Genomic DNA, 12,257 nt, shown 5'->3' on the forward strand with positions numbered 1-12,257 from the left:
GGTGCGTGTCGGGGGGACACGGGTGCTGGCGTGCGGCATCGGCCTCCCGGTCGGAGAGGACCCACCAGCCATGAGCGAGAACCCGCCGAACCCGCCCGTCCCGCCCGTCCCGCCGGGGCAGCCCGGCCCGCAGTCGTCGGATGCGTTCGGTCGCCTGCTGCGGTCCGTGTCCGGCCGTGACTGGCTGGCCGCCGTGCTCGCCGCCGTCGGCGGCTGGGTCGCCGCGTACGTGGTCGCTGCGATCTCACTGCTCCTCACGGTCGCCGTGCTGGCAGCGGGCGGATCGGGATCCGGTTCCTTCGGGTCGGGGTCGACCGGCACCGGGACCGACCTCGGCGCCGGGAGCACCCCCGACGTCCAGTCGCTGCTGTCCGGGGTCAGCGTCCTGCTCGGCACCCCCGCCCAGCTCGTCGCTCTCGCCGACCTCGGCCGTCTGCACCTGTCCGGCTCGATCGGCTTCCTCGGGTCGGGGTCGGGCGCACTCGCGGTCGTCCCGGTGCTCGTGCTCGCCGCGCAGGTCGTGCTGGCCGTCGTGCTCACCCGTCGCATCCGCACCCGCGGCCTCGGGCGCACCCCGATCCTGCTGACCGCCGTCCTGTCCGGGCTGGTGACCACGGTGCTGACCAACGCCGCCGCGGGCATCCTCGCCATCCGGTTCCCCGCCGTCTCCGGCGCCTCCATCGACCCCGTGCACGCGGTCGGCCTCGGCAGCACCCTCGGCGCCTTCGTGATCGGCGCACTCGCCGCGGTGCTCGCACGCCCGTCGGCCCTGCTCGGCCGGAACGTGTTCGCCGGTCGCGTCCTCGGCACGCTGCGCGTCGCGGCGTCGCAGCTCACGGTGCTCGTCGTGCTGGTGACGGTCGTCGTCATCGTCGTCGCCCTGGTCGCACAGCCCTCGTGGGGCGCAGCGCTGCCGGTGCTCGTCGGCAACGTCGCGGTCGGCCTCACCGCCCTCGGCTTCCTCGGCGGCGTCGGGCTGTCCGGCTTCGGGTCGGCGGGCAGCACGGCGTCGGTCTTCGGCGGCGCCGGCGGCTGGACCTGGCTCGTCGTCCTGCTCGTCGTCGTGACCTCGGTCGTCGCGGGCCTCGCACTCGCTGTCCGCCGCAACGACCGGTTCCGCACCACGCTGGACTGGGTCGTGACCCCGGTCGTCTGGTTCGCCCTCGGGCTCCTGCTCTTCGTGCTCGGCACCGGCCTGGTGTCCTACCAGGCGACGGGCATCAGCGCCGTCAGCGGGACCGGTTCGATCGGGATCGCACCGTGGACGCCGCTCGTGTTCGCGCTGTGGGGCGGCGCGATCGAGGCCGTGGCACGGTACCTCGCGCCCGTGCTGCTCCCCCGCCTCGGCGGTGGCGTCGTGCTGCGGACCTCGCGCCTCGTCGGAGCGGACCAGCGCCCGGCGGCCGCACCGACCTTCCCGGCAGCGACTCCGGCGTTCCCGCCGGCCGACCCTGCGTTCCCGTCGGCCGACCCGGCGTCCCCGTCGGCGGCGCCCGCGGGCGACCCGGCGGCAGCAGCGTGGGCGGCGACGCCCGGCGTCGGCCACCCCGGTCAGCCGGAACAGCCCTTCGTCGGCGGCGGCGCTCCCACGCCCGCTCCGATGTCGCCGCGCGCCAAGAAGGTCCTGGTCCGCTCGCTCATCGCCGGCGGCGCCGTGGTCGTCGTCGTCATCGCGGGAGCCGTCACCACCGGTGTGCTCCGTGCCAACGTGTGGGGGCCGGCTCCGACCGTGAAGTCCTACGTGCAGGCCATCGCGAGCGGCGACGCCGACACCGCCGCCCGACTCAGCGAGGTGCCGTCCGACGCCGCCATGCTCGACACCGCGGTGCTGAAGAGCGCGAAGGACCGCCCGTCGGACATCCGCGTCGGCCGCGTCTCGACGAGCGGAGACAGCGCCCTCGCCACCGTCAGCTACACCCAGGACGGCAAGAACCGCTCCGGCCAGGTCAGCCTCCGGCGCACCGGCACCTCGTTCCTGGTGAAGGACGAGTGGCGCGTCACCGAGCCGCTCGCCCAGACCGTCACCCTGACCGCGTCCGAGGTGCTCGAGGGCGCCCCGGTCACGGTCGGCGGCAAGGAGATCGGTGAGATCAGCGACGGCCGGTTCACCTCGCTCGCCTACCCCGGCACCTACGAGGTGCAGGTCGGCGGGACGAAGTACTTCACCGGCGGCACCGAGCAGGTGTCGGTCGGCGCGACGTCGTCCGGGTACGTCGACTTCACCCCCACCGCCACGAAGGCGCTGCAGCAGGACGCCGAGCAGTACGTGACCGACCTGATCGACGACTGCGCCACGAAGACCGACCTCAGCGCGCTGAGCGGGTGCCCCTGGTACGGCCCGTACGACGCTGATGGTGCCGTGCGCTACGACGTCACGACGATGCCCGAGGTCGAGGTCGAGGCCTCCGGTTCGGGCACGGTCATGGTGCAGAGCACGAAGGACGGTGTCGTCGAGTACGACTACACCTCGTACTTCGGGGACGAGGAGCACGGCGAGGACAGCTTCGATGTGTACCAGTACCTGAAGGTCGAGGACGGGAAGCTCGTCTCCGCCTACTGACGCACCACCGAACGCGACGACGGCCGGCCTGGGATCCCCGGGCCGGCCGTCTCACTAGGCTGACGCGCATGGTCAGGACACGGGCGTGGCGGAACGGCGACGCGGCGGAACGGGACTTCCCGGTCGACCGGGTCTCGGACCTCGTCGCCGACGCGGACACCTTCGTCTGGGTCGACTACACCGACCCCGTGCACGACGACCTCGTGCAGGTCGAACAGGAGCTCGGCATCCACGCCCTCGCCGTCGAGGACGCCGTCGAGCAGGGCCAGCGCCCGAAGCTCGACCGGTACCGCGACAGCCTGTTCCTCGTGGTCTACGACGTCGGCGGTCTCGGCGAGGACGGTGAGCTCGTCACCCACGAGGTGAAGGCGTTCGTCACCGAGCACGCCCTCGTCACCATCCACGGGGCCGACGTCGACACCGCCGCGATGGAGCACCGGCTCGACGCGAACGCCGACGTGGCCGAGCACGGTGTGCCGTGGCTCGTCTGGGCGCTGCTCGACGCCGTCGTCGACCACGCCACCGAGACCGTGGAGGACATCGAGCGACGGATCGACGACCTCGAGGACGACCTGTTCGAGCGGGGCAACGCCCGCGAACAGCAGATCCAACGCCGGTCGTTCCGCCTCCGCAAGGCCCTCGGCGTGCTGCGGCGGCTCGTCGTCCCGACCCGCGACAGCGTCGCGTCGCTGCTGCACGGCGACGCGGAGACGATCTCGGACGGCATCCGGCCCTACTTCCGCGACGTCGAGGACCACCTGGTGTCGATCTCGGACTCCGTCGAGCAACTGCGCGACGCCGTCTCGAGTGTCCTCGACACGAACCTCAACCTGGCGTCGAACCGGCAGAACACCGTGATGAAGAAGGTGACGAGCTGGGCCGCGATCATCGCGATCCCCACCGCCATCACCGGCTTCTTCGGGCAGAACGTGACGTTCCCGGGCGAGGGTGCGTGGAGCGGGTTGTACGTCTCGCTCGCGCTCATCGTCGCGTCGTCGCTCGTGCTCTACCGCGTCTTCAAGGCCCGCGACTGGCTCTGACCGCGACCGCGCGTCGGAGCGCGAGCACCCCAGCGGCCCCGCGTCAGATCGCGAGCGCGAGCACCCCGGCGACCACGGTGAGCGGCGCCGCGATGCACCCGAGCAGCATGTACCTGCCCCACGACAGGTGCACGCCCTCGGCCGACAGCCGTGCGTGCCACAGCAGGGTGGCGAGGGAGGCCCACGGCGTCACCAGGCACCCGGCGTTCACGCCGATGAGGAGCGCCGCGTACCGCACGGCCTCGTGACCGGCAGCGGGCTCGAGCACCAGGTACGCGGGCAGGTTGTCGATCGCGTTCGCCGCCACCGCTCCCCCGGCGCCGAGCAGCAGGAGCGGTCCGGTCCCGGTGCCGTCGCCGAGCGCCCGCACGATCGGGTCGGTGAGCCCGGTGCTGTGCAGGGTCTCGACCACGACGAAGAGCCCGGCGGCGAACAGCAGCGTCGACCACGGCACCCGCGACGGCCGGAGCTCGGCGGGCGACCGGAACGCCGCGACGACGACGAGCACGAGGGCACCGGCCACGGCGGCGATCCAGACCGTCACCCCGGCGGTCAGCGCCACGACGAGCGCGACGAGCACACCGGACGCCGCCCAGAACGACACCGGGGCGGACGGACGCCGCACCGACACCGGCGTGTAGCGCCCGAAGAGCTTGCCGCGGAACACCACGAGCAGGACGGCGCACGGCACGACGACCCCGGCGACGGCCGGCCAGGCCATCAGCCCGGCGAAGGGCAGCGGGCCGCCGAGGCCCATCCGGTCGACGGCGAGCAGGTTCGTCAGGTTCGACACCGGCAGCAGCAGGGACGCGGTGTTCGCGAGCCAGACGGTGGTGAGCGCGAACGGCATCGGCGGCAGCCCGACCCGGCGCGCCAGTGAGATCACGATCGGGGTGAGCAGCACCGCGGTCGTGTCGATCGAGAGGAACACGGTGCAGAGCACGGCGAGGACCACGACCGCACCCCACAGCCCGATGGTGCGTCCGCCGCCGACACGTGCCGCGACGTCGGCGAGTCGGTCGAACACCCCGGCGTCCGCAGCGAGCTCGGCGACGATCGTCAGCCCGAGGACGAACCCGAGGACGGGCAGGACCCGCTCGGCCAGGACCCCGAGGTCGTCGAGCGGCAGCAGGCCGAGCGCGACGCACACCGCGCCGATGACGAGCAGCACTGCTCCGATGACGGCCTGACGCACGGGCGCTCCTCCACGAGTGCGCCGGGCAGGGTGTCCGGCGGCGCTCCAATGTACTGACCGGTAGCGTTGGCAGCACGACGACAGGAGGCCTCTGTGCGCAAGTTCATGTTCAACGGTGCGGTGTGGAGTTCGCTCATCAGCGGCTACAGCGTGCTCCAGACCACCCGCCAGGGACCCCGCGACTGGCGGCTCGCCCTGACGTGGGTCGCGTGGATCGCGACCACGATCGTGGCGATCGGCACGGTGGTCGAGGACGACCGCGCCGTCAAGGCGCGCCAGCCGTAGGTCGCGATCGCGACCACACGACGGACGGGAGGCCCGTGGCGGATCCGCCACGGGCCTCCCGTCCGTCGTCAGTCCCGTCCACGGCACGTGGTTCCGGACACGGAACCACGCGATCCCGCGGTGCTGTGTCCGGAACCTGGTTCCGCAGCGGAGGACCCTCCCGTCAGCGCTCCGCAGGCGGGATGTCGGACGTCTGGATCGGACCGGTGAAGAGCGCCGCGCGGTCCTCCTGCCCCGGCGCGAACAGCGCCGAGTCGGCAGCGGTCGACGCCGTGCGTCGCCGCGGCGCCGTCTCGTCGACCATGAGCACGCGCTGGACCGGCAGGGCGTCGGGGTGGGTGCGCTGGATCCACTCGACGAGTTCCTCGCGGATGTAGCAGCGCAGGTCGAACAGCGACGGGGCGTCGTGCGACGTCGCGAGGACCCGCACCCGCACGGACCCCTGCACGGCGTCGGTGACCTGCAGCACCTTGACGCGGCGGTCCCACAGCTCGGTGCGGTCGAGGATCCGGTCGAGTTCCTGGCGCATCTCCCCCGGCCGGACCCGCCAGTCCAGGTCCATCTCGACGGCACCGAGCAGTTCGCTGTTCGTGCGCGTCCAGTTCTCGAACGGCGTGCTCGTGAAGTACGTCGACGGCAGCACGAAGCGCCGGTCGTCCCACAGGTGCACGACCACGTAGGTCAGGGTGATCTCCTCGATCCGTCCCCACTGCTGCTCGACCACGACGACGTCGTCGACGCGGATCGACCCGGAGAACGCGAGCTGCATGCCCGCGAAGACGTTGCCGAGCGTCGACTGCGCCGCCAGACCCGCGACGACCGAGATGAGTCCGGCGCTCGCGAGCACGCTCGCGCCCGCCGCCTCGACCCCGTCGAAGGTGAGCAGGATCGCGCCGACGGCGATGATGACGAGCACGGCGACGGTGAGCCGCCGGATGATGAGGACCTGCGTGCGGATGCGGCGGGCCTGCCGGTTGTCGGGGACGTCGATGCGGAACCGGTGCAGGCCGAGGTCCTCGAGGAAGATCGCGATCTGGCACGCCAGCCAGCAGCCCACCGCGATCGTGGCGATGAGGAACCCGTGCACGACCTCGTCGCGCCACGGGTACGCGTCGGCGTCGCGCGGGACGCTCGAGGTGAACGCGATCCAGAGCAGGACCACGAGCAGGGTGGTGCGGAAGGGGTGCTTCGCCCGGCGCGAGAGCACGCCGGCCCACCGTTCCCGTCGCGCGACCGTCCGCAGCACCAGGTGCAGGACGACCGCGGCGACGGCGGTGATGAGGAGGGCGAACCCGATCGCGACCAGGAGTCGGAGGAGGATGTCCATCCCTCCATGCAAGCAACGAAACGACAGGCGTCGTTCAGAAAACCGGCCCAGGACGCGGCCGAGGCCCGGTGCGCACGACGCGCACCGGGCCTCCTGTCCGACCGGAACCGCTACTTGCTCGCGGTGAGCGAGTCCACGTAGTCCTCGTTGTCGGCAACCCACTTCTCGACGATCGACTGGTACTCGGACTGGTCCGCGCCGCTGTTCACGAGCGCGTCCTCGAGCGAGTAGAGCGTGTCGGAGTCCATCTTGAACGCCTGCAGCCACTTCTGCGCTTGCGGGAAGTCGTCGCCGAAGTCCTCGTTCACGATCGTGTGGATGCTCTCGTTGTCGCCGAGGGCGTTCTTCGGGTCCTCGAGGTCCTTCACGTCGAAGGCGTTGTAGGCCCAGTGCGGACGCCAGAGGGTGACGACGATGTCCTTGCCGTCCTTCTCGGACTTCTTCAGCTCGGACAGCATCGCCGGCGTCGAGCTCGTGACGAGCTCCCAGTCGTCGAGCCCGTAGGCCTTCATGACCTTCTCCTTGACGATCTTCGTCTCGCCCGCGCCGGGCTCGATGCCCACGATCCGTCCGCCGAAGTCGTCCTTGTGCGCGGCGAGGTCGGCGAGCGAGTCGATCGGAGCGTCCGCGTTCACGGTGAGTTCGAGCGACGCCTGGTCGTTCCACGACCCGAGGTCCTCGAGGTCGTCGCCGTACTTGTCCATGTACGCCTTGTGCGTGTTCGGCAGCCAGGTGTCGAGCACGGCGTCGTAGTCGCCCTGAGCCAGCCCCTGGTACGCCGGCGCGGGGTCCGCGTAGTCGAGCTCGACGTCGTACCCCTTCTTCTCGAGGACGTACTTCCAGAGCTCGCTTGCTGCGGTGTCCTCGTCCCAGCCGTTGAAGACGACCATCTTCATCGCCTGCTTGTCGCCGTTGTCCACCGTGTCGGACGCGTTGCTCGAGCCGGGCGGCGAGCAGGCGCTGAGCGCGAGGGCCGCGGCGGCACCGAGTCCGATGGCCGACAGGATCTTGGTTCGGGTGTTCATGGTTTCCTTCCTGGTTCGACGCTCGGCACCGGCGGACCGGGTTCGGCGTCGTCGACACGGCGTGCTGTCACCGTGCGGTCTGTGGGGTCTGGATGATCTGGTCGACCGGGTGCGCGACGGCGCTCCAGCCGTCAGGCGCCGACCGGCACGGGCTGCTCCGCCTGCTGGGTCGCCGACTCCTGGTCGTCGTCGCCGGTGGGCGCGGTGGCCGCCGTCGTCCGGCTCGGAGCGCGCTTCTTGCGGTCGCCACCGAACGCTGCGGTCATCCGGTCCAGCACGATCGCGAGGATCACGACCGAGATGCCTGCCTCGGAGCCCAGACCGACGTCGATGCGGTTCAGGGCGGCGACGATCTGGCCGCCGAGTCCCCCGGCGCCGACCATGCCCGCGATGACGACCATGGACAGCGAGAGCATGATGACCTGGTTGACGCCGGCCATGATGCTCGGACGAGCGAGCGGCAGCTGGATCTGACGGAGGATCCGCCACGGGCTCGAGCCGAACGCAGCACCGGCTTCGACGACCTCGGAGCTGACGCCGCGGATACCGAGCTCGGTGAGGCGGACGCCCGGCGCCATCGCGAAGACGATCGTCGCGACGATGCCCGGCACCGGCCCGATGCCGAACAGGATGAGCGCGGGGATCAGGTACACGAACGCCGGGGTCGTCTGCATGAAGTCGAGGACCGGCTTGATCGTCCGGCTCGCTGCGTCGGAGCGCGCCGCCCAGACGCCCAGCGGCAGACTGAGCACCACGGCGATACCGGCGGCGACGACGACGAGGGCGAGCGACTCCATCGCGTAGCTCCACTCGCCGATGCTCACGATGACAGCCAGGCCGACCAGGGTGCCGAGCGCGAGCTTCCAGCCCTTCGCCCAGAAGGCCACGGCGACGAGCACGACGATCACGGCCCAGAACGGCGGCGTCGTGAGGAAGTACTCGATCCACTCGTAGAAGAACGTGAAGATCGCGGCGATGACGTCGAAGACGCCACCGAGGTAGGTCGTGATCCACTCGACGATCGCGTCGACCGCGTCGCCGAGCGGCAGTCGGAATCCGAAGAGAGTGGTCATGCGTCGGCTCCTGTGCGGTCGGTCGAGATGATGGTCGGATCGCTCACGACGGGCTGTTCCCCGGTGGCCAGGGTCGCGTCGAGATCCGAATCCGAGATGCGCGTGACCGGCTCGAGCACCGGGATCGGCATGGTCGCGGTCGGCACGTTGCCGAGCGCTGCGAGCAGTGTGACCCGCGGCACGACGCCGAGCAGGCGGTCCTCGTCGTCGACCACGGCGATCGGCAGGGGCGACTCCACGGCGAGCTCGAACAGATCGGTGAGCGCGGTGTCGGGTGAGACCCGGGCGTACTCGGTGTTCACGATGGCGTCGAGGTTCGTGTCGCCGGCCTTGACCTGTCGCATCACGTGGCGATCGCGGACCCATCCGTCGAGCGTGCGACCACGCCCGGTGACGAACACCGCTGCGGTCTGCAGGTCGCGCATCACCCGGAGCGCGCCACGTGGGCCCGCCGTCGACGGGACGACCGCGCGCGCCGGTTCCATGACGCTCGCGGCGGTGAGCACACGGGCGCGGTCGACGTCCTGCACGAACTGGGCGACGTAGTCGTTCGCCGGGTCGGTGAGGATGTCCTCCGGCGACCCGATCTGCACGATCCGGCCGTCGCGCATCACGGCGATCCGGTCACCGAGGAACATCGCCTCGTTGAGGTCGTGCGTGATGAAGACGATGGTCTTGCCGAGCCGCTGCTGCAGGTCGACGAGCTGCTCCTGCATCTCACGGCGGATGAGCGGGTCGAGCGCGCTGAACGCCTCGTCCATCAGCAGGACGTCGGTCTCGGCGGCGAGGGCGCGGGCGATGCCGACGCGCTGCTGCATGCCGCCGGACAGCTCGTCGGGCTTCGCATCGGCCCAGACGTCCAGGCCGACCAGGTCGATGACCTCACGGGCCTTCGCGAGCCGAGTGGTCTTGTCGACACCGTTCACCTCGAGGCCGTACGCGACGTTCTCGAGCACGGTGCGGTGCGGCAGCAGGGCGAAGTGCTGGAACACCATCGACACGCTCGACCGACGGATCTCGCGGATCTCCTTGGCGCTCGCCTTGGTGACCGTGCGCCCGCCGATCTCGACGCTGCCGGCGCTGGGCTCGAGCAGGCCGTTGAGCATCCGGATGAGGGTCGACTTGCCGGAGCCGGACAGTCCCATGACGACGAAGATCTCGCCGGGGCGGACGTCGAAGGACGCGTCGATGACCGCGGCGGATCCCTGCTCGCGGACCTCGTCGCGGGTGGCGCCGGCGGCGAGGCGGCGGACGGCGTCGCCGGGTCGGCGGCCGAACACCTTGTAGACACCGCGCACACTGAGCGCGGCGCCCGTGCCGTCCGGCGACGTGTCGTGCCGGATCTCGGATGGGGCAATGGACAACTGGACTCCTCGCGTCGCCGCGGCGCCGGAGCGCACGTGCGGTGACGGTGTGGTTGCGAACGGGTCGCCCGGGACGGCGCGCACGGCCCACGTCAGCCCGCGCAACGGCGCAGGGCGAGCGAACACGCACGCAGGGACCACGCTCGGGGCGGTCCCGGTCCGGCCGACCGTACGGTCACGGCGCTGCTGGCCGCGGACGCGTTCTGGTCGTCGTGCCCCCGGCCGTCGGGCCTGTGGGGACGTTCAAACCTAACGGCTTCCTGTCCCCCGATCACAATCGACGTCCGCCGGAATCCCGGCATCGCTGTACCCCGTCGTCGGCGTGTCGCCCACGCACATGGGGATCACGATCGTGACCGTCTCGTTACAGATCAGCTCGTTCGGAGGTTTGTGTGCCGCCCCGGTTCCGTGCGCATGTAGGTTGGCGCGCATGACAGCGCAGAACGACACGGGCGTGAACCGTGCTCCGGCGAACGACTTCTCGCACGAGCAAGAGGGCTACCAGCACGGTCTGAAGCCCCGGCAGCTGCAGATGATCGCGATCGGTGGGGCCATCGGTACCGGACTCTTCCTCGGTGCGGGTGGACGACTCCACACCGCGGGCCCCGCGCTCGCGCTGACCTACCTGATCTGCGGCATCTTCGCGTTCTTCATCCTGCGCGCCCTCGGCGAGCTCGTGCTGCACCGTCCGTCGTCGGGGTCGTTCATCTCCTACGCGCGTGAGTTCTACGGCGAGAAGTTCGCCTACGCCGCCGGCTGGATGTACTTCCTGAACTGGGCGATGACCTCGATCGTCGACACCACCGCCGTCGCCATCTACCTGCAGTATTGGTCCGCGTTCACCGCCGCACCGCAGTGGCTCCTCGCGTTGATCGCCCTGGTCGTCGTGCTCGCCGCCAACATGGTCGCGGTCAAGGTGTTCGGCGAACTCGAGTTCTGGTTCGCGCTCATCAAGGTCGCGGCACTCGTCGCGTTCCTCGTCGTCGCGATCATCTGGCTCGTCTTCGCGTTCCCGGTCGAGGCCGGCGGCGAAGCCGTCCGCACGGGCTTCTCGATCTGGGGGGACAACGGCGGGCTGTTCCCGAACGGGCTGCTCCCCGCGGTCATCGTGATCCAGGGTGTCGTGTTCGCGTACGCGGCCATCGAGCTCGTCGGCACCGCGTCCGGTGAGACGCAGAACACCGAGAAGGTCATCCCCCGCGCTATCAACTCCGTCGTGTTCCGCATCGCGGTCTTCTACGTCGGGTCGATCATCCTGCTCTCGCTCCTCCTGCCGTACACCGCGTACAAGGAGGGCGAGAGCCCGTTCGTGACGTTCTTCTCGTCGCTCGGCAACCCGCAGGTGGGGTCGATCGTCGGCGGCATCATGAACTTCGTCGTGCTCACGGCGGCACTGTCGTCGCTCAACGCCGGCCTGTACTCGACCGGTCGCGCCCTGCACTCGATGGGCATGAACGGCTCGGCGCCGAAGTGGACCACCAAGATGTCGAAGGGCGGTGTGCCGTACGCCGGCATCCTGCTCACCGCCGGCTTCACGGTCGCCGGGGTCGTCCTCAACTACTTCGTCCCGAGCCAGGCGTTCGAGATCGCGCTGAACATCGCGAGCCTCGGCATCATCACCGCGTGGGGCACGATCATCCTCTGCCAGATGCGGCTCCGGTCCTGGGCGAAGCAGGGACTGGCGAAGGAGCCGTCGTTCAAGCTGCCGGGTGCCCCGGTGACCGCCTGGCTCACCCTGGCGTTCCTGGCGTCGGTCATCGTGCTGATGGCGATCGACTACCCGGTCGGCACCTACACGATCGCGTCCCTCGTGATCGTCATCCCGCTGCTCATCGTCGGCTGGTTCCTGCAGCGCGACCGCATCCTGCGCATCGCGTCGCTCCGACAGGGCGTCACCGGTCCGTACCCGATCGGTGTCCGCGACCCGGCGAACCAGGTCCGTCGCGACGGCGAGGACGGCGACGAGCAGAAGGGGTCCGACGACACCGTCTGATCTGTCCCCGGAGCGCAGCACATCGCGCGCCGAGTGCAGTGGGTCCGGCTCCCGTCGGTACGATCGGCGGGTGCCGGACCGCTCTGTCTCCCCTGCGTCAGTCCCACCCACCCTCGATCTCCGGCTCAGCTGGCGAGGCGCGTACGGACACCTCCGGGTGTTCCCCGACCGCCTCGAGGCCGAGACCGACTACGAGCGCGAGGCGCGGGTCTCCGTGCCGATGGACGCGGTGTCGGGATGGCGCCTCGGCCCGTGCGACGAGGACGCCGTCTGCGTCGAGTTCGTCACGGAGCCGGAGACATTCCGCGTGCTGCTCGACACCTCGGACGAGCAGCTCGCCGCGCTGGCGATCCAGAAGGTGCTCGGACCGCCGCTCACCACCGGCTGACGATCCA

At 70.4% G+C, this 12,257-nt stretch carries 10 protein-coding genes; 5 read left to right on the forward strand and 5 right to left on the reverse strand.

Annotated elements, in window-relative coordinates; genetic code table 11:
* Positions 1-70 precede the first annotated feature (70 nt).
* Both EDF47_RS16125 and EDF47_RS16130 read left to right on the forward strand, forming a co-directional pair.
* Positions 71-2,560 carry a hypothetical protein gene (locus EDF47_RS16125; RefSeq protein ID WP_133938881.1) on the forward strand — a complete coding sequence of 830 codons (2,490 nt, stop codon included), beginning with the start codon at positions 71-73 and terminating at the stop codon, positions 2,558-2,560.
* Positions 2,561-2,628: 68 nt separating this feature from the next.
* A complete protein-coding gene (locus EDF47_RS16130) occupies positions 2,629-3,600 on the forward strand; it encodes a magnesium transporter CorA family protein (RefSeq protein ID WP_123292263.1) in 972 nt (323 codons plus the stop codon).
* Positions 3,601-3,643: 43 nt separating this feature from the next.
* Here EDF47_RS16130 and EDF47_RS16135 read toward each other — a convergent pair whose 3' ends face one another.
* Positions 3,644-4,795 (reverse strand): SLC13 family permease, encoded by a 1,152-nt coding sequence (locus EDF47_RS16135; protein WP_133938883.1) that lies wholly within the window; start codon positions 4,793-4,795, stop codon positions 3,644-3,646.
* 93 nt (positions 4,796-4,888) lie between these two features.
* On the opposite strand from EDF47_RS16135, the gene EDF47_RS16140 reads away from it, so the two are divergent.
* The gene (locus tag EDF47_RS16140) at positions 4,889-5,080 is read left to right on the forward strand and encodes a hypothetical protein (protein WP_111085947.1); all 192 of its coding nucleotides are present in this window, start codon (positions 4,889-4,891) and stop codon (positions 5,078-5,080) included.
* Between the two features lie 163 nt (positions 5,081-5,243).
* On the opposite strand, the gene EDF47_RS16145 is transcribed toward EDF47_RS16140, so the two are convergent.
* The 4 genes from EDF47_RS16145 to EDF47_RS16160 form a co-directional block, all read right to left on the reverse strand.
* Positions 5,244-6,407, reverse strand: a complete 1,164-nt coding sequence (locus EDF47_RS16145; RefSeq protein WP_133938885.1) for a mechanosensitive ion channel domain-containing protein — start codon at positions 6,405-6,407, stop codon at positions 5,244-5,246.
* A 110-nt stretch (positions 6,408-6,517) separates the two neighbouring features.
* Positions 6,518-7,432 carry a glycine betaine ABC transporter substrate-binding protein gene (locus EDF47_RS16150; protein ID WP_123292260.1) on the reverse strand — a complete coding sequence of 305 codons (915 nt, stop codon included), beginning with the start codon at positions 7,430-7,432 and terminating at the stop codon, positions 6,518-6,520.
* 131 nt (positions 7,433-7,563) lie between these two features.
* Complete coding sequence (locus tag EDF47_RS16155; RefSeq protein ID WP_132100143.1) at positions 7,564-8,505, reverse strand: ABC transporter permease subunit; 942 nt, start codon at positions 8,503-8,505, stop codon at positions 7,564-7,566.
* A complete protein-coding gene (locus tag EDF47_RS16160) occupies positions 8,502-9,869 on the reverse strand; it encodes a glycine betaine/L-proline ABC transporter ATP-binding protein (protein WP_216834478.1) in 1,368 nt (455 codons plus the stop codon). The genes EDF47_RS16155 and EDF47_RS16160 overlap by 4 nt, the downstream gene beginning before the upstream one ends.
* 430 nt (positions 9,870-10,299) lie before the next feature.
* Between EDF47_RS16160 and EDF47_RS16165 the strand changes: the two genes are divergently transcribed.
* Positions 10,300-11,862, forward strand: coding sequence for an amino acid permease (locus EDF47_RS16165; protein WP_132100142.1), 1,563 nt, complete (start codon positions 10,300-10,302; stop codon positions 11,860-11,862).
* Between the two features lie 70 nt (positions 11,863-11,932).
* Positions 11,933-12,250, forward strand: coding sequence for a hypothetical protein (locus EDF47_RS16170; RefSeq protein ID WP_131881479.1), 318 nt, complete (start codon positions 11,933-11,935; stop codon positions 12,248-12,250).
* Positions 12,251-12,257 lie beyond the last annotated feature (7 nt).

The sequence above is a fragment of the Curtobacterium sp. PhB190 genome, assembly GCF_004365385.1.
GTDB lineage: Bacteria > Actinomycetota > Actinomycetes > Actinomycetales > Microbacteriaceae > Curtobacterium.